Below are 20,266 nucleotides of genomic sequence, written 5' to 3' on the forward strand. Positions count from 1 at the left end.
TGTGAATAGACTTAGTGTAAGACAACCTGAGTCGAACTCATGGCGTTTACTTGATTCTTTAGCAATTCGGATGCTGGGTCATCTGGGCATTGATCAATAAAATATTGATAATCGGTCAATGCTATTTGATGGCAATCTAGCTGTTGGTAGATAAAACCGCGATCGCGAATCTCATATGGGTCATCGGGGACAAACGTCAGGGCTAAATCCGTGCACCTTAGAGCCAACGTATAGCGTTGCTCACGCAACAGCGCACTTTTCAGTAGAGCCAACCAACGACCAATCACCGTCGGGTTGTCTGTTTCTTTCAAATGACTCGGTTTGAGTTTCGCCAATGGGCCGCTGTGACCAATCAACCAAGCACCAAGCGTATGTTCAGAAACGTATTCACCGTTAAATGGATTGATGTATTGGGAAGTCTCATCGAACCAATCAATCTTGATTAAAAACTGGGTCGGAAACGTGATGCCTTTTACCGGAAAGCCAAGTTGACGCCCAAAGTAAAGCAGAAGCGCGCCTAAGCTAACTGGGATACCTTTACGCCGTTCAAGCACTTTATCAATGAAACCGTTTGAAGAGTCAAAATAGGCATCTTGGTCGCCCTGAAATCCCCACTCATGGTAGAAAAGTCGCAATAATGCATCAAATCTCTGCCGCTCATTGGTCTCATGAGCTAATGAAAGCTCTGCTTCTTGCAGTAGTCTATGCAGCTCATTCTCAGCCCAATGCACGTCGGTAGCGGGGTTCACGGCTTTATTCAATGCCAATGCACCTTCTACAAGTTCCATTGCGTCAAAGTCTTCGTCAAACAACTCAAGCATTAATGACTACCTAAAAGTATTAACCAAACAGAATAGGCGTTTTAGTGATGGCAATTTTACCGGCCATCGCTAACCACCCCAAAGCACCAAAGAAAGAAAACGTTCGTAGGAGTTTGTTTTTACCAAGCTTTAGTGCAAAAAAGCCAAGTGCAATGTACGCAAGCACGCAGGTGATCTTTTCCGTTAACCAAGGTGCAGCGGCAGTAAACGGAATAAAGCCGGTAACCACGATTAGGTAAATACCTGAAATTAATAAAAACGTATCATTGATATGAGGGAAAACTTTAAAAAACTTTTTGTCGAGCAATTTGGAATTTGCCATCATCAACGCATATCTTACCGATAATAAAGTCGCACTTAGAGCGACGGTCAGAAGATGAAAATGCTTTAATCCTTCGTACATGTTGTTTCTCTTATTTCTTTTTCGGCCACAATCCGATGGTTACTCGGTCGTTGTTACCGTAATCCTTGAATGTTTCCACCTGGTCATAACCAAGCGATGCTAATAGATCTCGAACGGCGATTCCCTGATCATAGCCATGTTCAAACATCAGCCAACCGCCCGGCTGTAAATGAGACCGGGCAACCTCAGAGATGTATTTGATATCGGCTAATCCGTTGTCCTCTGCCACCAGTGCGCTCAACGGTTCGAATCGAACATCACCTTGGGAAAGGTGAGGGTCACTTTTCTCAATATAAGGTGGATTCGATACGATCAAAGCAAACTGCGTACCAGATTCAATCGGGTCAAACCAACTACCTGAACGAAACTCACAGTTTGGAATATTGAGCTTCTTAGCGTTGGATGAGGCAAGCTGCCGAGCGTCTTCTTTTAAATCAACGCCCCACACCCTGCGATTAGGTAACTCAGAAGCCAAAGCTAAAGCTATTGCCCCTGTGCCTGTCCCCAAATCAAGGATGTCCCCTTCACTGTCGGACGCTTTATCCAGCGCAATCTCAACCAGTCTTTCCGTGTCGGGACGCGGAATTAACGTGCTGGGTGCCACATCAAGCGGCAACGACCAAAATTCGCGCTCTCCCACGATATAGGCGACAGGCTCACCGCCAAGACGACGTTCCAACAATGAAGCAAACTGCGCAAGTTGTTCTGCGTCTAGAAGTTTGTCGGGCCAGGTGAGTAAAAAGGAGCGTGGTTTGTCGAGGGCATGGCAAAGTAACACCGCAGCGTCAAGAGAGGGCGAATCACTGCCGCTCTCTTGAAGCCTAACAACGGCGTTTTTTAGTGTGTTTTCAACACTGTTTTCCGTCGACATCGATCAGTTGTTCTCTGCAAGTGCCGCTAGTTGATCCGCTTGGTGCTCTTGGATAACAGGGTCGACCAAACTTGCCAGATCACCTTCCATTACTTCGTTAAGACGGTAGATAGTCAGGTTGATGCGATGGTCTGAAACACGGCCTTGTGGATAGTTATAGGTACGAATACGGTCACTACGGTCACCCGAGCCTAGTAGGTTACGACGCGTGTCCGACTCTTCCGCCGCACGTTTCGCTTCTTCCGCCTGAATGATACGTGCAGCAAGGACCGCCATCGCTTTCGCTTTGTTCTTATGCTGTGAACGCTCGTCCTGACACTCAACCACAGTACCGGTTGGTAAGTGAGTAATGCGGATTGCTGAGTCAGTGGTGTTAACGTGCTGACCACCCGCGCCAGACGCACGGAAGGTGTCGATCTTAAGATCAGCCGCTTTGATTTCTGGAATTTCCGCTTCTGGAATTTCCGCCATCACAGCAACGGTACACGCAGAGGTATGAACACGGCCTTGAGATTCAGTAGCCGGAACACGCTGTACTCGGTGGCCGCCTGACTCAAACTTAAGCACGCCGTAAGCACCATCGCCAGATACTTTTGCGATCATCTCTTTGTAACCGCCGTGTTCTGATTCGTTTGAAGACATCACTTCAACGCGCCAACCTTGTTTTTCAGCGAACTTGCTGTACATGCGGAACAGGTCACCTGCAAAGATGCCCGCTTCATCACCGCCTGCACCCGCACGAATCTCTAGGAAACAGTTGCGGTCATCGTTTGGATCTTTTGGTAGTAGAAGAATTTGAAGTTCGTCGGTCAAGCGTTCGATAGTTTCTTTCGCTTCTTTGATCTCTTCTTGCGCCATTTCGCGCATCTCTTCATCGTCTTCTTTCGCCATCTCTTCAGCGGCAACAAGATCCTCTTGAGCTTGTTGGTAAGCTTGGAAACACTTGGTCACTTCCTCTAGCTGAGAGTACTCTTTTGACAAGGCACGGAATTTATCTTGGTCACCGATAATATCGGGATCACCAAGCAGGTGTTGAACTTCTTCGTAACGTTCAACCAGTGTTTCTAGCTTACTTAGAATCGAGGCTTTCATAGTTTTATTTAACTCAGGTTCGTAATGAATAGTCTTGGGGAGATTAACAATCTTCCAGACCTAAACTTTGTCTAATGATAGCGAGCTTTGCTGGCTCGCCGCGCTCTGCTGCGCTTTGCAACGCACGTGTAGGTGCGTGAATGAGCTTGTTGGTGAGCTTATTGCTCAACTCCAGAAGGACTTTCTCTGGATCAGCTCCGGCAGCAAGAGACTGCATACTTTTGTTTAATAGCTCTGTTCGAATGTCGTTGGCGCTGCGGCGATAATCGCGAATACTATCGACTGCTTGTAATGAACGAAGCCACGACATAAACGCCGCGCTCTCTTCACTAACAATCGCCTCCGCTTGAATGGCTTCGACTTTGCGTTGTTCGATGTTGTTGTCGACGATCGACTGTAGATCATCAACGGTATACAGATAGGCATCGTTTAACTCCCCCACCTGTGACTCGATATCACGTGGGACCGCGATATCGACCAATAACATCGGTTGGTAACGGCGAGATTTAAGCGCGCTCTCCACCATACCTTTACCAATGATAGGCAATGGACTTGCCGTAGAGCTGATCACAATATCAGCTTGCGATAGATAGTCAGGGATTTCCGGTAAACCTATAATCTGCGCACCAAACTCTTCGGCAAGCGGCATAGCGCGCTCCTTGGTTCGGTTGGCGACGATCATTTTCCGACAGCCATTGGCTGACAAATGCTTGGCAACCAGCTCGATCGTCTCACCAGCACCAACAAGCAATACCGTTGAATCTTCTAACGATTCAAAAATGTGTTTTGCTAGCGTACAAGCGGCATAAGCAACTGATACCGCATTGCCGCCGATGTCAGTCTCAGTGCGCACTCGCTTCGCCACGGAGAATGTCTTTTGGAACAACTTCTCCATCGCCGAGTCAACGGCTTTGCCATCGCGCGCGTCGGAATAGGCTTGTTTAACTTGGCCAAGAATCTGCGGTTCACCAAGAACCAGAGAATCCAATCCACATGAGACACGCATCAAATGGCGAATAGCCGCTTGCTCTTCATGCGTATAAATACTCGGCTTCAATGCTTCTGGGCTGACCTCATGGAACTGAGACAGCCAGTCGATGAGCTTACTCTTTCCCGCACCTTTGACATCGCAATAAATCTCAGTGCGGTTACAGGTCGATAAAATGACACTGCCGTTCACAGCAGGGTTATCACTGAGCTGTTTGAGTGCTTCAGGTAACTTCTCCGGCCCAAAAGCAACTTTTTCACGCAGTTCTACCGAGGCCGTGTTGTGATTGATACCTATAGCAAGCAAAGACATGTATCGCGAGTTCTCTGAATCAGATGTGGACAAATAAGGACGGAATTTTACTTGATGGCCCAATTTAATTAAAGGGTATTAGGGATATGTTTTCATTAGTTCGTGATTTCAGTGATATAGTGGCGCCCAACGCAAGGCTTAAATTGGACAAAAGACCCGCATGATGACGAAATTTCGCCCTCTTTGGATTTGTTTGCTGAGCGCTGTCGTATTATCCGGCTGTGCCAGTATTGAAACCAGCAGTACCAATGTTGAATGGCAAACTCACCAGCAACGACTCGCAGCCATCGAACAATACCAATCCAGTGGGAAACTGGGCTATATCTCTCCAGAGCAACGTCAATCGCTCAATTTTCAATGGCAACACGCCGCTCAATCCAGCCAATTGCGATTGACCACCTTCCTTGGTCAAACAGCCTTAAACTTAACAATTACGCCCTCCGGTGCGTTTGTCGAAACCTACGATGATCAGAGTTTTTCCTCTCCGAGTGCAGAAGCCTTGATCTATCAACTGACTGGCTTAACGCTTCCTGTTGAGCAATTAAATGATTGGCTTTTGGGCAAACCCACCGCGGCAGACCACTACCAACTCAGCGACACCAACACCGTGTTATCACTGACGAAAAAAATCAACGGCCAACAATGGCAACTTTCTTACTTAAACTATCGTGATGTACAAGTAGACGGCGTTCCATTGCCACTGCCACAAAAACTCAAACTGACTCAAAATGACACCTCGATCAATATTGTGATATCTAAGTGGAAAATAAACGAATGATCACGGAAACGACACATTGGCCTTCACCGGCTAAATTGAATCTTTTTCTCTACATCACCGGCCGCCGTGAGAATGGCTACCACGAATTGCAGACTCTATTTCAGTTTCTCGACCATGGTGACAGCTTAAGCATCACTGCAAACTCCAGTGGCGAAATCACATTGACACCTGGTATTCCAGGAGTTGCTTTAGAAGATAACCTCATTTGGAAAGCCGCTCGGGCACTGCAAGAAGCTGCCGATTGTACATTTGGCGCGGATATTCAATTAAATAAAATCTTACCGATGGGCGGTGGTATCGGTGGAGGCTCTTCCAACGCAGCAACCGTGCTCGTCGCACTGAACCATTTGTGGCAAACCGGATTGTCCGATGAAGAACTGGCGAGCATCGGACTTCACCTCGGAGCCGATGTCCCTGTATTTGTGCGCGGCTTTGCCGCCTTTGCTGAGGGAGTTGGTGAGCAACTGACTCAAGCCTCTCCGAGCGAGAAATGGTACTTGGTCGTGAAGCCAAATGTGAGCATTGCAACCGTAGACATATTTACTCATCCGAAATTGACTCGAAATACGCCGAAACGAGACCTGACAACGCTTCTTAACCATGATTACGGAAACGATTGCGAAAAAATTGTTCGAATGCTGTACCAAGAGGTTGATAAGCAACTTTCATGGCTGCTACAATACGCGCCGTCAAGATTGACGGGGACCGGATCGTGCGTTTTTGCTGAATTTTCCAGCGAAAACGAAGCGAAAGCCATCTACCAAAGACTTCCTGACAACGTCTCTGCTTTCGTAGCTAAAGGGCGAAACATCTCCCCTCTACATGAGACGCTGGCTAAGTACCGCTTGGCCCACACACAATCTATCTAAAAACTGGACGCAACCCTGAGGTTTCCACCGTGCCTGATATGAAGCTATTTGCTGGTAACGCTACACCTGAACTAGCCCAACGTATTGCTGATCGTCTATACATCTCTCTTGGTGATGCAACTGTTTCTCGTTTTTCTGACGGCGAAGTCGCTGTGCAAATCAACGAAAACGTTCGTGGTAGTGATGTTTTCATCATCCAATCAACGTGTGCACCAACTAACGACAACCTAATGGAACTTGTAGTGATGATTGACGCAATGCGCCGCGCTTCAGCGGGCCGTATTACAGCAGTTATCCCTTATTTTGGTTACGCTCGCCAAGACCGTCGCGTACGCTCTGCTCGTGTACCAATCACTGCTAAAGTTGTTGCAGATTTCCTTTCAAACGTTGGCGTTGACCGCGTTCTAACTATCGACCTTCACGCAGAACAAATCCAAGGCTTCTTCGATGTTCCTGTAGACAACATCTTCGGTACACCTGTACTGCTTGAAGATATGCAGGCTCGCGGCCTAGAGAACCCTGTTGTGGTTTCTCCAGACCTTGGTGGTGTTGTTCGTGCTCGCGCAACAGCAAAAGCACTTGGTGATATCGATATCGCAATCGTTGACAAGCGTCGTCCACGCGCAAACGTCTCTGAAGTTATGAACCTCATCGGTGACGTTGAAGGACGTGATTGTGTCATCGTTGATGACATGATCGATACAGGTGGCACACTATGTAAGGCAGCAGAAGCGCTAAAAGAGCGCGGTGCTAAACGAGTGTTTGCTTACGCGACTCACGCTGTATTCTCAGGCAACGCAGCGCAAAACATTGGCAACTCTGTTCTAGACCAAGTGATCGTAACCGATTCAATCACGCTACCAAAAGAGATGGAAGCAACAGGTAAAGTCACTTGCCTAAGCCTATCTCGCATGCTGGCAGAAGCGATCCGTCGTATCAGCAACGAAGAGTCAATCTCTGCGATGTTCAACTAATTTAGTTCAAGTTAGTCAAACATTTAAAAACACCCCTTTTTGGGGTGTTTTTTATTTGCCGCAATGAAAGTATCCGTATCTCGCCCGTTGAGAGATATCTGTGCTATCATACGGCGCTTTTTGAGATTCCAAGAGAGATCCTAACCTTGAGTCAACAGATCAAACTTCTTGTCGGCCTGGCAAATCCGGGGCCAGAATACGCTAGAACCCGCCATAATGCAGGGGCTTGGGTAGTAGAAGAACTGGCGCGCGTCCACAACATTACTCTAAAGAATGAAGCAAAGTTTTTTGGGCTAACTGGACGCATCATGATGAACGGTCAGGACCTTCGCCTGCTTATCCCAACCACGTTTATGAACCTTTCTGGAAAATCGATCGCAGCCATCGCGAAGTTTTACCAAATCAAACCAGAAGAGATCATGGTTGCCCACGATGAGCTGGATTTACCTCCTGGTGTTGCTAAATTCAAGAAAGGCGGTGGTCACGGTGGTCACAACGGCCTTCGCGATACCATAAGTAAACTTGGCAATTGCAAAGATTTTTATCGTTTAAGGATTGGTATCGGCCATCCTGGACACAAAGATAAAGTAGCAGGTTTTGTGTTAGGTAAAGCACCTGCGAAAGAACAAGAGCTTCTTGATGCGGCCGCTGACGAATCCGTCCGTTGCCTCGACATCCTAATTAAGGATGGCTTATCAAAAGCACAAAATCGTCTACACACGTTCAAAGCTGAATAAGGTTATTATCATGGGTTTTAAATGTGGCATCGTTGGTCTACCAAACGTTGGTAAATCAACTCTGTTCAACGCACTAACTAAAGCGGGCATCGAAGCAGCTAACTTCCCGTTCTGTACTATCGAGCCAAACACTGGCGTTGTGCCTGTGCCAGATCTCCGTCTGGACGCGCTAGCGAAAATCGTTAACCCACAAAAAATTCTACCAACAACAATGGAATTCGTTGACATTGCTGGTCTGGTAGCGGGTGCATCTCGCGGTGAAGGCCTAGGGAACAAGTTCCTAGCAAACATCCGTGAAACAGACGCGATTGGTCACGTTGTTCGTTGTTTTGAAAACGAAAACATCGTCCACGTTGCGGGTAAAGTTTCGCCAATCGAAGACATCGAGGTTATCAACCTTGAGCTTGCAATGGCCGACCTAGACTCTTGTGAGCGTGCCATTCAGCGTAATGCGAAGAAAGCAAAAGGTGGCGATAAAGACGCCAAGTTTGAACTGACTGTGTTGGAGAAACTGCTACCTGTATTAACAGAAGGTGGCATGGCTCGTACGGTTGAACTAGCGAAAGAAGAGCTGGCGGCGATTGGTTACCTAAACTTCCTAACGCTGAAACCAACTATGTACATCGCAAACGTGAATGAAGATGGTTTTGAAAACAACCCTTACCTAGATGCGGTTCGCGAATACGCAGAAAAAGAAAACAACGTGGTTGTAGCAGTTTGTGCTGCAATCGAATCTGAGCTGTCTGAACTCGATGATGAAGACCGCGAAGAATTCTTGGCGGATATGGGGATTGAAGAACCTGGCCTAAACCGAGTAATCCGCTCAGGTTACGATCTGCTTACTCTTCAAACTTACTTCACTGCAGGTGTAAAAGAAGTACGTGCATGGACGATCCCAGTAGGCGCGACAGCACCACAAGCGGCGGGTAAGATCCACACAGACTTTGAAAAAGGCTTCATTCGTGCGGAAGTTGTTGGCTACGATGACTTTATCCAGTTTAACGGTGAAAGCGGCGCGAAAGACGCAGGTAAATGGCGTTTGGAAGGTAAAGAATACATCGTAAAAGACGGTGATGTGATTCACTTCCGTTTCAACGTATAATATTCGCTCAAGTCATTGAGTTTAAAAGCCAGCACTTATGCTGGCTTTTTTTATTCCTTCAGATATTCCATCAATAAAGTGTTCGTTCTGCTGTCATTTTGTTATCAGTTTTCGATGATTAACGCGCCTCTTTGTTTAAAAAGAAATCGAACAGTCCGTTTATCTCGATTTATTCAAAAAAACTATTGACGTGATTGGTTCAACTTCGCATAATGCGCCCCGTTCCCAACAAGACGACTACGGATTGAAAGGAACCACAACATGGTATGGCTACGTAGCTCAGCTGGTTAGAGCACATCACTCATAATGATGGGGTCACAGGTTCGAATCCCGTCGTAGCCACCATTCCTAAACATTTTCACGAAAATGATTAGGAATAGATGCGGAAGTGGCGGAATTGGTAGACGCACCAGATTTAGGTTCTGGCGCCGCAAGGTGTGAGAGTTCAAGTCTCTCCTTCCGCACCATGTTTTATAGTCTCGATGACTATGCTGCAGGTCTATCGCCAAGCGGTAAGGCAGCGGCTTTTGATGCCGCCATTCCCTGGTTCGAATCCAGGTAGACCTGCCATTATTGATAGTGTTAAGCCTATTATAAAAATGGCTTGTCACTACGAGCGCAACAGTTTATATTGTCTCGCTCACGAGTGGCTACGTAGCTCAGCTGGTTAGAGCACATCACTCATAATGATGGGGTCACAGGTTCGAATCCCGTCGTAGCCACCATTTACAATTTCATACTGCTTTTACCAATTAGCACTATGAATACAAATTTGTTGCGGAAGTGGCGGAATTGGTAGACGCACCAGATTTAGGTTCTGGCGCCGCAAGGTGTGAGAGTTCAAGTCTCTCCTTCCGCACCATTATTTTGATTCGTTAGAATCTTGTAGGGCTATCGCCAAGCGGTAAGGCAGCGGCTTTTGATGCCGCCATTCCCTGGTTCGAATCCAGGTAGCCCTGCCATATACAACGTCTTATTGATTTTCCAATTATCAGTAATGACTATAAATTGATGCGGAAGTGGCGGAATTGGTAGACGCACCAGATTTAGGTTCTGGCGCCGCAAGGTGTGAGAGTTCAAGTCTCTCCTTCCGCACCATTATTAAGCCTCTAGAAATAGAGCACTGCAGGTCTATCGCCAAGCGGTAAGGCAGCGGCTTTTGATGCCGCCATTCCCTGGTTCGAATCCAGGTAGACCTGCCATTATTTATAGGTTCAGTGGATAACATCTTTTGATGCCTCCTCCATTGTCCCTGGTTCGGCTCTAAGTAGCCTACCATTACAACTTCATAGCGCTTTTACCAATTAGCGATATGAATACAAATTTGTGCGGAAGTGGCGGAATTGGTAGACGCACCAGATTTAGGTTCTGGCGCCGCAAGGTGTGAGAGTTCAAGTCTCTCCTTCCGCACCATTATTAAGTCTCTAGAAATAGAGCACTGCAGGTCTATCGCCAAGCGGTAAGGCAGCGGCTTTTGATGCCGCCATTCCCTGGTTCGAATCCAGGTAGACCTGCCATATACAACGTCTTATTGATTTTCCAATTATCAGTAATGACTATAAATTGATGCGGAAGTGGCGGAATTGGTAGACGCACCAGATTTAGGTTCTGGCGCCGCAAGGTGTGAGAGTTCAAGTCTCTCCTTCCGCACCATTATTTTGATTCGTTAGAATCTTGTAGGGCTATCGCCAAGCGGTAAGGCAGCGGCTTTTGATGCCGCCATTCCCTGGTTCGAATCCAGGTAGCCCTGCCATATACAACGTCTTATTGATTTTCCAATTATCAGTAATGACTATAAGTTGATGCGGAAGTGGCGGAATTGGTAGACGCACCAGATTTAGGTTCTGGCGCCGCAAGGTGTGAGAGTTCAAGTCTCTCCTTCCGCACCATTATTTTGATTCGTTAGAATCTTGTAGGGCTATCGCCAAGCGGTAAGGCAGCGGCTTTTGATGCCGCCATTCCCTGGTTCGAATCCAGGTAGCCCTGCCATTATTTATAGGTTCAGTGGACAACATCTTTTGATGTCTCCTCCATTGTCCCTGGTTCGGCTCTAAGTAGCCTGCCATTACAACTTCATAGCGCTTTTACCAATTAGCGATATGAATACAAATTGATGCGGAAGTGGCGGAATTGGTAGACGCACCAGATTTAGGTTCTGGCGCCGCAAGGTGTGAGAGTTCAAGTCTCTCCTTCCGCACCATTGGCTACGTAGCTCAGCTGGTTAGAGCACATCACTCATAATGATGGGGTCACAGGTTCGAATCCCGTCGTAGCCACCATTAATTTCGGTTTTTAGCTTTTTGCTGATCACCAAGTAGTTTCAAGATGCGGAAGTGGCGGAATTGGTAGACGCACCAGATTTAGGTTCTGGCGCCGCAAGGTGTGAGAGTTCAAGTCTCTCCTTCCGCACCATCTTGAATACTAATAGACAACTTCATGCTGCTTTTACCAATTAGCATTATGAATACAAATTTGTGCGGAAGTGGCGGAATTGGTAGACGCACCAGATTTAGGTTCTGGCGCCGCAAGGTGTGAGAGTTCAAGTCTCTCCTTCCGCACCATTGGCTACGTAGCTCAGCTGGTTAGAGCACATCACTCATAATGATGGGGTCACAGGTTCGAATCCCGTCGTAGCCACCATTTACAATTTCATACTGCTTTTACCAATTAGCACTATGAATACAAATTTGTTGCGGAAGTGGCGGAATTGGTAGACGCACCAGATTTAGGTTCTGGCGCCGCAAGGTGTGAGAGTTCAAGTCTCTCCTTCCGCACCATTATTCAGAAAACCCAGCTTTTTAGCTGGGTTTTCGCTTATTTGAGCTTTGGGAATTACTCTATATCAAAAAAAACCAGCCGAAGCTGGTTTTTTATTTTAGAGTCATGACTTTAGATTGCTAACGATTATTTCCTTAGCCTAAAAGCCCCAACGCTGAGTTGGGCGCTTGCTTTGCTTGAGCTAACACTGAACTTGATGCTTGAGTCAAGATCTGAGACTTGGTCAGTGCCGTTGTCTCTTTAGCAAAATCGGTATCTTTGATTCGGCTCTTAGACGCGTTCACATTTTCGTTAATGTTATCTAAGTTATTGATCGCATGATTAAATCGGTTTTGGAAAGCACCGAGCTCTGCGCGATGGCTATCAACAAATTTAAGTGCTGCATCAACAATCGCCACAGACTGCTGAGCGCCACCAACGCTTCTCACATCAATGGTATCCACGGTGACTGCCTGTGCCGCACCAATGTCAAGATCGCCCGCTAAGCTGCCTCCAAACGTCGCAGCACCCTCTACTTTGTTGTTATCGGTAAACAACTGCAGTTGGCCATCTTCATCAACAGACGCTTTCACAAAGTCGGTTTGACCGTTGATATAAGTAGCAAGCTCTTCAATATCATCACCCGCTTTTGCATTGATCTCGATATTTTGCTCTTCACCAAATTTGTCCGTTAACGTGATGGTCAAGTCGTTAGCACCACTTTGAACGGCCCAGTCGGCATCTTGTCCATTTGCGGCAACATAACTATTGCCGCCCATCATGGTGTTGTCGCTACGCATGTTTTTCATTGTCAACATCACGGCTTCACCATTGTCCGCACCAATCTGGAACGATTTGGTTGCGAAGGTACCGTTAAGCAATTTATTGCCACCAAACGACGTGGTTTCAGCAATACGATTGAGCTCATCATTCAGAGCAGTGATCTCTTCTTGGATCGCGACACGTTCAGACTTGGAGTTTGAGCCGTTAGCAGATTGAAGTGACAAGTCACGCATACGTTGAAGAATGTTCGTTGTCTCGTTCATCGCACCTTCCGCTGTTTGCGCCATCGAAATACCATCATTAGCATTTCGAACGGCAACATCCAAACCTCGGCTTTGAACGTTCAATCGATTGGAGATCTGTAGACCTGCAGCATCATCTTTTGCGCTGTTGATCTTAAATCCAGAAGATAGTCTTTCCATTGAAGTTTGTTGAGCATTGGACGCGGCATTCAAGTGTCTTTGTGCTGTCATCGCTGCAACGTTGGTATTTACATTAACCGCCATAGTGGTCTCTCCTATTGATTTTCCGTTACCGGAACTTCGGTCAAGCTTTCCGACGTCTCGGAAAACCAATGAGTTCTCTCAAAGTAACTTCTATAGCGACAATTAATTGCTCAACTTTAGAGCAAAAAGCGGATTAAATAGGCAGTTTCGGTCTATATCATTGAAAGTATGATCGAATAAATAAATATGAAATTTGATGCTAAAGTTTTGCCCAAATTGGTCGGGTGACATTATCGAACAAGACTGGATGGAGATGACCGCAACAGATCTCGGTGTTGGTGCGAAAGTGATGGAAACAGCACTAGGAACGTAGATTACAGGTAAAGAAAAGCCCCTTTTCCTTTGAGAGAACCGGGGCTAGAGGGTAGCCATGCAATGTGGAGATCGAGAGAAATGATCATAGCTTGGCTATTTGTCACATAGGCATCACGATTGAGAGACAGGGTGTGAGAGAGAGCCTCTTAAACGCTAACCTATGCTTGCCGCAATTTCCTCACTAGCCCCACGTCTGGGATTACGCTAGTGAAGCATATTGCTACTACTGCAATAGTGACATTGCAGAGTTCGGCAACTGTTTTGCTTGAGCCAATATCGAAGTACCAGCTTGTTGCAGAATTTGTGCTTTGGTCATCGCCGTTGTTTCTTTCGCGAAGTCTGTATCGCGAATTCGGCTGTTTGATGCCTCTACGTTTTCCTGGATGTTAGCCAGGTTGTTGATACTGTGGCTTAGTCGGTTTTGTTTCGCACCCAGGTCAGCACGCTGAGAATCAACATACTGTAGCGCCGAGTCGATAATACCAACCGCATTTTGTGCACCACCCACACTTCTTACATCAATACTCTGAACGGTAGTTTGAACACCAGGACCACCATTGAGACCCAGCTCACCCGCTAGACCACCAGAGATACTTAGGTCACTCTTAAGCTCAGCTTGAGATGCGAAGAGTTGCAGTTTGCCTTCCTCATCGACAGACGCTTTTACCAGATCAGTCTGACCGTTGATGTAAGTGGCCAACTCCTCGATATCGTCACCGTCTTTCGCCAAGATATCGATAGTAACCAGATCACCATCTTTACCTGTGAACTCAAGCTTTAGGTCTCGCGCATTTGCCGGTACGCCCCAGTCTTTGCCTTTCCCTTGCTCAGAGATAAAGCTTTGACCGCCCATACGGAAGTCATCAGCACGGATGCTTGTTAAGCCCATGATGATAGCCTCACCAGAACTCGCACCGATTTGGAATGACGCCTCACCAAACGTACCGTTGAGTAGCTTACGACCACCGAAAGATGTGGTTTCCGCGATACGGTTTAGCTCGTCTTGTAGCGCCGACACCTCTTCATTGATCGCAGTACGTTCAGAATCTGAGTTAGTACCGTTGGCAGATTGTAGCGAAAGGTCACGCATACGTTGCAGAATGGCTGTCGATTCGTTCATCGCACCTTCAGCCGTTTGCGCAATCGAGATACCATCGTTGGCGTTACGCATCGCAACATCCAGACCACGAGACTGTGCTGTTAAGCGGTTGGAGATTTGCAGACCCGCCGCATCATCTTTCGCACTGTTGATCTGTTGGCCTGACGACAAGCGTTCCATTGAAGTATTCAAGTCACCTGTCGCTTTGTTCAAATAACGCTGTGCGGTCATTGCCGATACGTTAGTATTTACTGTTATGGTCATAATTTGCTCTCCTAGTGAGTTCGCAAGTGCTTGCGAAGCGGCCAGCTTAATCTCATTTGGAAGCACTGACCGTAAATGCCTTGCTAAGCAGACAACTGCTTAAAACGTGTTTTTCACTCTACTCAGAACAATTCAAGTTGTGTGCCAAGTTTAGAAAAACATCGATAAATTTATTTAATTACGTTTAATCAACAACTTAAAGCAACTCAAATACGACTAGTTCTTTAGTTTGTTTTTTATCCATTCTGAACGGCAATGGTTTTGCCGCTCACTTGCCACCTGATTGCCGTAGCGAACGCTCCGTACTCCTCAGGGTTGGCTATTGCGCTTAAGGCATTGCACTTAAGGCGCTCAACCACACTAGATGTAGTTGAACAAGGTTAGGTCTTTTGTTTTACCAAACGCTTGTTGTGACGCTTGCAAAGCTCGCGAGTTCTCATTGAACTCGATAATCGCCGCCGCATAGTCCAAGTCTTCAAAGTTACTTTTCGACTTGGCCAGCGTCATTTCAAAGTCCGCGTGTTGCTCTTCTTGAATATCAAGCGTATTCAATCGAGCACCCACATCGGTTCTCGCTTTGTTCAAATGAATGAACGCCGCGTGGAATTCTTGAGTCACTTGATGAAGCTGCGCTGTGTTCGATGAGTCAGAGACCGAACCAGACGACAAGTCCATCGCCTCTTTGAAGGTTTCAAAAATACTGTAGGTACGACGCGGCTCTAACTCGATCGCATCCCCTTTCGTAATCTGACCTTTCACTTGAATCGTGACATCTTCATATTTGATCCCCTTACTCGGGTCAAACGTGTCGGCTTGTACAACCGAGCCATCACGCTCAAGCTGATACCCATACTTGCCATTGGGCATATCAACGAACGTCACTTTGTAACTAGACTGATCATCGGGATTCAAATTAATCGCGCGCTCTAGCAATAGTTCAGAGGCTTCTTGTAAGTCGTACTTTGGAGAGAAATCACCAAAGGGATTATCGATCTCCATGAACAGCTTGCTGCCTGGGTCATTGATTGGCATTTCAAGACTGTTTGAAATCTTCATTTTGCGCTGATAGTCATCACCGGCGTAAACCACTTCCGCATCTTTGTCGCGGAAAAATGGCTGATTCTTTGGCTTAGTCCCGGCAAAAATGTAGTTACCCGACTCATCTTGAACATTCACCAAATTGAGGAAGTTGTTTGCTATCTCTTCAATCTCACGACGTTTAGCAAAGCGGTCTTCCGGAGATAAGGCACCGTTGATCATTTCCATGACCGTACGCTTAGCTTCATCCGCAAACTCTTCTGCGTTAGAGATGATCACTTCATGGTGTTCAAGGCGATTACGAGTTAACACAATGGCGTCACTGTATTGGCGAAGCTGCTCTTTTTGTTGGCCAATATTTTGAATGTAATGCGTCGCAAGCGGATCATCGCTCGCTTTCATTAACTTTTTACCCGATGCTAGCTGCGCTTGATTGTGATGCACCTTACCTTCTTGGCGGCGCAAATCGTTTTGCACGGATTGGTAGTTATGAAAACTGGAAATACGATTCAACATTTACCCCTCCTATCTCAACGCCAAAATGGTATTAAAGGTGTCGTTTGCCGCCTGCATGATGCGTGAAGAAGCCATATAAGCTTGTTGGAACTTCATCATGTTTGCCGCTTCTTCATCTAGGTTTACGCCAGAGATTGATGCGACACGCTCCTGCGCAGCCTCTTTCTCCAAGCGTGATACGTCCGTTAGTCGTGATGCCGTCGACATCTGCAAGCCCACATCGGTATTTAAGTTGTGGTAAATGTCCAGAATGGTCGACTCGCCATCGTTGAGCTTTTTCTCTGTCTGGATATTTTGCATTTTTAGCAAGTTGCCGTTGTCACCCTCAGATGGGACAAGGTTTGCCGTAAACTTATCGTTCGGCAACGCGCCACCGGTGAGTTCAAAGGTGGTGTTTTGAACCGTCACAGGGCCAGAAGGCGGATAGTCTTGCGGCTGCATGAGAATTTTGCCTTTCGTGTCAGTAACGGCAAACTGCTTCCCATCGGGTGAAACGATAACCTCGAACTCACGCAAGTCCCCCACCTCGTCAATACGAAACTTCGCGCTACCTTGAGCGAACGTTGTCGAGGCTTCATAGCTTTGGGCGGCAATATGCGATGGGTCGTTGGTTTCCATTTTGATTTGCGCCGCTGAGTTACGGGTAGGACGAATCAGTACGCGTTCCCCCGCAGCCAGGTCTTGACGAATATCAATCCGAATCCCATCTAAAGTGATGGCATCATCGACGACTGGAACCACAAACTGCTCACCACTTGGTCGAGTTATGTAGTAGTCACCACCGCTGTACTGCAGTGAATATTCACCCGCCACAAGCTGACTGGTATCTTCGATGTACACCGCAAGGTCAGCCTGCGATTTTGACGATGTCACGACACGAGACTCAGCAATAATATCTGAGTTCACATCAGTAAAAATGAGGCCACCAATGTCACCGCGAAGATCTAAACCTTGCGACTGTAGTTTGTTGATGTCGTATGAAAACGCGGCGGCCATCTTGCCGAGCTCATCCATTAGCTGAGGAATTTTTTCATCCCTCATGGTTAGCATCGCGCCCAGTTTTCCATCAATGTCTTTTGAGGTAATGGCCTTGATACCTTTACCTTCAATCATTGCTAGGCGGTGTTCGTGAACATCAGGATAACCATCAATCATGGTTAACTTACTGGCTTCCGTTCCCGAAACGAGCGTGTGACCATTGCCAATGTGGACATTGAACCCCTCTGCATTTTTACGAGGTGTGACCGTGACTTTGGTGTATTCAGAAAGCTCGTTGATGAGCTTTTCATGTTGATCCATAAAGTCGTTATGAGGCCCAGGAGTACGCATCATTAAGCGGTGGATATCACGAATCTCAAGCGCAAGCTGGTTGATTCGCTCAATACCCAAATCAAGCTTTTTATTCGTTACGTCTGATTGGCGGCGAACGGTTTCGTGGAAGTCATTGAGGTTTTGGGTGATCAGCGTTGATTTCTCAAGCACCACTTTACGTGCACCCACATCGTTCGGTGAATCGGCCAATGACTTAACCGCATCAAACCACTCATTGATGTTTTCAGGAATCTTTTTCGAAGAAACGGAAGAGAGCATGTTTGACAGCATCTCTAGATTAGCTTCATCATCCAGTTTGTGGGCATGGTTCGTGGTGGACATATTGAGTTCGTTAACGGCAAACTGATCCCATGAGCGGCGAACTTTTTCCACGTGGACACCCATACCGTAGGTTTCCCCACCGTATTGACGCGGTATATTTGTCCCCTGCACCACAGACTGACGGCTGTAACCCTCTGTATTTGCATTAGAGATGTTATGGCCAGTAGTGTTGAGTTGTCTCTGAGCCGTAAGGACACTTTGTGAACCTAAACTCAGTAGATCAGACGCCATATTGCCCCCAAGAAACCTTTAAAAATCAGTGTTAACTGAACATCTAATGATTTAAAAGCAATATATGTGCCATTTTGAGATTGTAGATAATAGAGATTAAAAAGCTCACCCGAAGGTGAGCTGTTTACATTTGGTCGATTTTCGCTTTTACCCTCAAGACTTTATCTGCGTAGTAAGGGTCTGTGGCGTAGCCAGCTTGATGAATCCCACGAATAAACTGTTCATCATTGCCGCCATGGCGCAAAGCGGTGGTATAGCGTGGGTTTTGATTGAGGAAGCGAACGTAGTCGTTAAAGCTTTCTTCAAAACTGTTGTAAGAACGGAAAGCCGCGTTCTCTTTAACCGGCACACCTTGATGGTATTCCAGCGTCTGAGTGGCCACTTTATCACCGCCCCAACTTTTATCTGCTTTGATATTGAAGAGGTTGTTACTGCTGCCGCGGCTGTTGCTCACTAGCTTCTGTCCCCAACCTGTTTCCAGAGCAGCTTGAGCAAGTAACAGTGACGAATCAACGCCCAATGCACGTGCCGCTTTTTCAGCGTATGGTCGCATTGAATCAACAAACGATTCAGGACTATCAAATGAATGCTTAGGCTGAGCACGTGTAACTGATACGGTTGTCATTGCATCGTTGGCACGTGACTCTCTGACCTGATCCACTTTTTGCATCATAGCTTCAAAATCAACGTGTTTGTTCGCTGCCGTCTGGTTTTCAACACTACCCGACGACAGCTGAGCAACGATCATGTCCGCAAGACCTAGCGAGCCTGATGAGCTCAACTCACTCGACATCTGCTCATCCATCATTTGGCGATAAAACTGCTGATTTTGGCTGTCCATTAGACCAGATTCAAAACTCGCGTTTGCATCACGCATGGATTTGAAGAGCATCGAAGTAAAGATCGCTTCAAACTGTTTCGCCGCGGCGGTCAATGCGGCTTTTTCGCCGCCTTCATCCCCTTCAACCGCTTGTTTACGAAGCTTATCCAGCCCTGCGATGTCGTGAATGAAGCCAATGTCATTGCCGTTATTAATCATGCTCAGCTCCTTAGATAATGATCAGCTGGCCTTCAATGGCTCCGGCTTGCTTAAGTGCTTGCAAAATGGCCATAAGATCCGATGGTGCTGCGCCGACTTCATTAACCGCTCGAACGAGATCATCCAACGTCAGACCTGGCTCAAACTTAAACATTTTGCCTTGCTCTTCCGTCACTTGAATATCGGTATCGGGAACCACGACCGTTTCACCACCGCCGAATGCGTTCGGTTGACTGACGTTTAAGTTTTCTTTGATCGCCACCGTCATTCCACCATGCGTCACTGCAGCAGGCTTTAAACGAACATGCTTACCGACAACGATCGTACCAGTACGCGAGTTAACAATAATTTTTGCGGAACCTTCAGCTGGGTTGAACTCTAGGTTTTCAATTGCCGATAGGAATGCCACTCGTTGCGAGATGTCACGAGGGGCACGGACTTTAACCGAGGTCGCATCCACAGGAGAAGCCATTTGAGGGCCCAAGAAATTGTTGACCGCATCCGCCATGCGTTGGGCCGTAGTAAAGTCCGATTCTAGTAAGTTAAAGGTGATGTAATCGCCACGACCAAAGGGGGTTGGGATTTCTCGCTCAACCATCGCACCATTTGAAATCATCCCCGCGGTTGGGTTGTTACCGACGATTTTCGACCCATCGGCACCCGTTGCGCTAAAGCCACTCACTACAAGGTTACCTTGCGCCACCGCATACACCTGACCATCAAGACCTTTCATCATGGTCTGCATCAGTGTGCCGCCTCTAAGGCTTTTTGCCGAGCCGATAGAAGATACCGTCACATCAATGGTTTGACCTTGCTTCGAGAAAGCCGGCAATTCAGCCGTTACAATCACGGCTGCGACATTTTTGGTTTTAGGCTTTGTGCCAGGTGGCAACTGAATGCCAAAACTTTGCAGCATCGCATTAAAACTTTGATCGGTAAAAGGCGTAGATTCACCTGTACCCGGCAGACCTGTGACTAAGCCATAGCCTACCAATTGGTTGCTTCGAACACCGGCAACTTGCGCGACGTCTTTGATACGCGCTGCATAAGCCTGCGTTGATAGCAACGTTAAGCTGGTGATAAGTAGAATCAACGTCTTCATGGGATACCTTTACCTT

At 46.9% G+C, this 20,266-nt stretch carries 16 protein-coding genes and 20 tRNA genes; 25 read left to right on the top strand and 11 right to left on the bottom strand.

Annotation, left to right across the window (positions count from 1 at the left end; all coding sequences use genetic code 11):
* Positions 1–11: 11 nt before the first annotated feature.
* Genes ACUALS_RS10025 through hemA form a run of 5 tightly spaced genes read right to left on the bottom strand, consistent with a single transcriptional unit; the run spans position 12 to position 4,487 of the window.
* Entirely contained in the window at positions 12–821 is an 810-nt protein-coding gene (locus ACUALS_RS10025; RefSeq protein WP_038193287.1) for a SirB1 family protein, read from the bottom strand.
* A 19-nt stretch (positions 822–840) separates the two neighbouring features.
* On the bottom strand, positions 841–1,224 hold the full coding sequence (locus tag ACUALS_RS10030; RefSeq protein WP_038133797.1) for a SirB2 family protein: 384 nt from the start codon (positions 1,222–1,224) through the stop codon (positions 841–843).
* Between the two features lie 10 nt (positions 1,225–1,234).
* A complete protein-coding gene (prmC, locus tag ACUALS_RS10035) occupies positions 1,235–2,095 on the bottom strand; it encodes a peptide chain release factor N(5)-glutamine methyltransferase (protein WP_454448299.1) in 861 nt (286 codons plus the stop codon).
* 3 nt (positions 2,096–2,098) lie between these two features.
* On the bottom strand, positions 2,099–3,187 hold the full coding sequence (gene prfA / locus ACUALS_RS10040; RefSeq protein WP_454448300.1) for a peptide chain release factor 1: 1,089 nt from the start codon (positions 3,185–3,187) through the stop codon (positions 2,099–2,101).
* A gap of 43 nt (positions 3,188–3,230) precedes the next feature.
* On the bottom strand, positions 3,231–4,487 hold the full coding sequence (gene hemA / locus ACUALS_RS10045; RefSeq protein ID WP_454448301.1) for a glutamyl-tRNA reductase: 1,257 nt from the start codon (positions 4,485–4,487) through the stop codon (positions 3,231–3,233).
* 160 nt (positions 4,488–4,647) lie between these two features.
* On the opposite strand from hemA, the gene lolB reads away from it, so the two are divergent.
* The 25 genes from lolB (at position 4,648) to ACUALS_RS10170 (ending at position 11,724) form a co-directional block, all read left to right on the top strand.
* On the top strand, positions 4,648–5,265 hold the full coding sequence (lolB, locus tag ACUALS_RS10050) for a lipoprotein insertase outer membrane protein LolB (RefSeq protein WP_454448302.1): 618 nt from the start codon (positions 4,648–4,650) through the stop codon (positions 5,263–5,265).
* Positions 5,262–6,134, top strand: coding sequence for a 4-(cytidine 5'-diphospho)-2-C-methyl-D-erythritol kinase (ispE, locus tag ACUALS_RS10055; RefSeq protein WP_454449247.1), 873 nt, complete (start codon positions 5,262–5,264; stop codon positions 6,132–6,134). The genes lolB and ispE overlap by 4 nt, the downstream gene beginning before the upstream one ends.
* Positions 6,135–6,163: 29 nt before the next feature.
* Positions 6,164–7,108 carry a ribose-phosphate pyrophosphokinase gene (locus ACUALS_RS10060; protein WP_038133791.1) on the top strand — a complete coding sequence of 315 codons (945 nt, stop codon included), beginning with the start codon at positions 6,164–6,166 and terminating at the stop codon, positions 7,106–7,108.
* Between the two features lie 146 nt (positions 7,109–7,254).
* The gene (gene pth / locus ACUALS_RS10065) at positions 7,255–7,845 is read left to right on the top strand and encodes an aminoacyl-tRNA hydrolase (protein ID WP_038133790.1); all 591 of its coding nucleotides are present in this window, start codon (positions 7,255–7,257) and stop codon (positions 7,843–7,845) included.
* A 10-nt stretch (positions 7,846–7,855) separates the two neighbouring features.
* Complete coding sequence (gene ychF / locus ACUALS_RS10070) at positions 7,856–8,947, top strand: redox-regulated ATPase YchF (protein ID WP_038133789.1); 1,092 nt, start codon at positions 7,856–7,858, stop codon at positions 8,945–8,947.
* A 268-nt stretch (positions 8,948–9,215) separates the two neighbouring features.
* A tRNA-Met gene (locus tag ACUALS_RS10075) sits at positions 9,216–9,292 on the top strand.
* A gap of 37 nt (positions 9,293–9,329) precedes the next feature.
* Positions 9,330–9,414 (top strand) — tRNA-Leu (locus ACUALS_RS10080).
* Between the two features lie 28 nt (positions 9,415–9,442).
* Positions 9,443–9,517: transfer RNA gene (locus tag ACUALS_RS10085), tRNA-Gln, on the top strand.
* 78 nt (positions 9,518–9,595) lie between these two features.
* Positions 9,596–9,672 (top strand) — tRNA-Met (locus tag ACUALS_RS10090).
* Positions 9,673–9,724: 52 nt separating this feature from the next.
* Positions 9,725–9,809, top strand: a tRNA-Leu gene (locus ACUALS_RS10095).
* 25 nt (positions 9,810–9,834) lie between these two features.
* Positions 9,835–9,909, top strand: a tRNA-Gln gene (locus ACUALS_RS10100).
* A 51-nt stretch (positions 9,910–9,960) separates the two neighbouring features.
* Positions 9,961–10,045 (top strand) — tRNA-Leu (locus tag ACUALS_RS10105).
* 29 nt (positions 10,046–10,074) lie between these two features.
* Positions 10,075–10,149: transfer RNA gene (locus ACUALS_RS10110), tRNA-Gln, on the top strand.
* Positions 10,150–10,275: 126 nt separating this feature from the next.
* Positions 10,276–10,360 (top strand) — tRNA-Leu (locus ACUALS_RS10115).
* Between the two features lie 29 nt (positions 10,361–10,389).
* A tRNA-Gln gene (locus ACUALS_RS10120) sits at positions 10,390–10,464 on the top strand.
* A gap of 51 nt (positions 10,465–10,515) precedes the next feature.
* Positions 10,516–10,600 (top strand) — tRNA-Leu (locus ACUALS_RS10125).
* A gap of 25 nt (positions 10,601–10,625) precedes the next feature.
* Positions 10,626–10,700 (top strand) — tRNA-Gln (locus tag ACUALS_RS10130).
* 51 nt (positions 10,701–10,751) lie between these two features.
* Positions 10,752–10,836, top strand: a tRNA-Leu gene (locus tag ACUALS_RS10135).
* Positions 10,837–10,861: 25 nt separating this feature from the next.
* A tRNA-Gln gene (locus ACUALS_RS10140) sits at positions 10,862–10,936 on the top strand.
* 126 nt (positions 10,937–11,062) lie between these two features.
* Positions 11,063–11,147, top strand: a tRNA-Leu gene (locus ACUALS_RS10145).
* A gap of 2 nt (positions 11,148–11,149) precedes the next feature.
* Positions 11,150–11,226: transfer RNA gene (locus ACUALS_RS10150), tRNA-Met, on the top strand.
* 48 nt (positions 11,227–11,274) lie between these two features.
* Positions 11,275–11,359, top strand: a tRNA-Leu gene (locus ACUALS_RS10155).
* 64 nt (positions 11,360–11,423) lie between these two features.
* Positions 11,424–11,508 (top strand) — tRNA-Leu (locus ACUALS_RS10160).
* Between the two features lie 2 nt (positions 11,509–11,510).
* Positions 11,511–11,587 (top strand) — tRNA-Met (locus ACUALS_RS10165).
* A 52-nt stretch (positions 11,588–11,639) separates the two neighbouring features.
* Positions 11,640–11,724: transfer RNA gene (locus ACUALS_RS10170), tRNA-Leu, on the top strand.
* A 135-nt stretch (positions 11,725–11,859) separates the two neighbouring features.
* On the opposite strand, the gene ACUALS_RS10175 is transcribed toward ACUALS_RS10170, so the two are convergent.
* From ACUALS_RS10175 to ACUALS_RS10200, 6 genes are all read right to left on the bottom strand, one after another.
* The gene (locus ACUALS_RS10175) at positions 11,860–12,993 is read right to left on the bottom strand and encodes a flagellin (protein ID WP_005474783.1); all 1,134 of its coding nucleotides are present in this window, start codon (positions 12,991–12,993) and stop codon (positions 11,860–11,862) included.
* 538 nt (positions 12,994–13,531) lie between these two features.
* Positions 13,532–14,671, bottom strand: a complete 1,140-nt coding sequence (locus tag ACUALS_RS10180) for a flagellin (protein ID WP_038139742.1) — start codon at positions 14,669–14,671, stop codon at positions 13,532–13,534.
* Positions 14,672–15,031: 360 nt separating this feature from the next.
* Complete coding sequence (flgL, locus tag ACUALS_RS10185; protein WP_334474990.1) at positions 15,032–16,225, bottom strand: flagellar hook-associated protein FlgL; 1,194 nt, start codon at positions 16,223–16,225, stop codon at positions 15,032–15,034.
* 9 nt (positions 16,226–16,234) lie between these two features.
* Entirely contained in the window at positions 16,235–18,109 is a 1,875-nt protein-coding gene (flgK, locus tag ACUALS_RS10190; protein ID WP_454448303.1) for a flagellar hook-associated protein FlgK, read from the bottom strand.
* 124 nt (positions 18,110–18,233) lie between these two features.
* Positions 18,234–19,148: a flagellar assembly peptidoglycan hydrolase FlgJ gene (gene flgJ, locus ACUALS_RS10195; RefSeq protein ID WP_005474787.1), complete on the bottom strand. Its 915-nt coding sequence runs from the start codon at positions 19,146–19,148 to the stop codon at positions 18,234–18,236.
* Between the two features lie 10 nt (positions 19,149–19,158).
* Positions 19,159–20,250, bottom strand: coding sequence for a flagellar basal body P-ring protein FlgI (locus tag ACUALS_RS10200; RefSeq protein ID WP_005474791.1), 1,092 nt, complete (start codon positions 20,248–20,250; stop codon positions 19,159–19,161).
* Positions 20,251–20,266 lie beyond the last annotated feature (16 nt).

Source organism: Vibrio sp. NH-7, from assembly GCF_053643215.1.

Bases quoted from the DNA above. Each gene is read 5' to 3' on its own strand.
- ACUALS_RS10030 (WP_038133797.1), bottom strand. From the start codon at position 1,224: ATGTACGAAGGATTAAAGCATTTTCATCTTCTGACCGTCGCTCTAAGT.
- ispE (WP_454449247.1), top strand. From the start codon at position 5,262: ATGATCACGGAAACGACACATTGGCCTTCACCGGCTAAATTGAATCTT.
- prfA (WP_454448300.1), bottom strand. From the start codon at position 3,187: ATGAAAGCCTCGATTCTAAGTAAGCTAGAAACACTGGTTGAACGTTAC.
- lolB (WP_454448302.1), top strand. From the start codon at position 4,648: ATGATGACGAAATTTCGCCCTCTTTGGATTTGTTTGCTGAGCGCTGTC.
- ACUALS_RS10180 (WP_038139742.1), bottom strand. From the start codon at position 14,671: ATGACCATAACAGTAAATACTAACGTATCGGCAATGACCGCACAGCGT.
- flgJ (WP_005474787.1), bottom strand. From the start codon at position 19,148: ATGATTAATAACGGCAATGACATTGGCTTCATTCACGACATCGCAGGG.
- ychF (WP_038133789.1), top strand. From the start codon at position 7,856: ATGGGTTTTAAATGTGGCATCGTTGGTCTACCAAACGTTGGTAAATCA.
- hemA (WP_454448301.1), bottom strand. From the start codon at position 4,487: ATGTCTTTGCTTGCTATAGGTATCAATCACAACACGGCCTCGGTAGAA.
- ACUALS_RS10025 (WP_038193287.1), bottom strand. From the start codon at position 821: ATGCTTGAGTTGTTTGACGAAGACTTTGACGCAATGGAACTTGTAGAA.
- ACUALS_RS10175 (WP_005474783.1), bottom strand. From the start codon at position 12,993: ATGGCGGTTAATGTAAATACCAACGTTGCAGCGATGACAGCACAAAGA.
- prmC (WP_454448299.1), bottom strand. From the start codon at position 2,095: ATGTCGACGGAAAACAGTGTTGAAAACACACTAAAAAACGCCGTTGTT.
- flgL (WP_334474990.1), bottom strand. From the start codon at position 16,225: ATGTTGAATCGTATTTCCAGTTTTCATAACTACCAATCCGTGCAAAAC.
- flgK (WP_454448303.1), bottom strand. From the start codon at position 18,109: ATGGCGTCTGATCTACTGAGTTTAGGTTCACAAAGTGTCCTTACGGCT.
- ACUALS_RS10200 (WP_005474791.1), bottom strand. From the start codon at position 20,250: ATGAAGACGTTGATTCTACTTATCACCAGCTTAACGTTGCTATCAACG.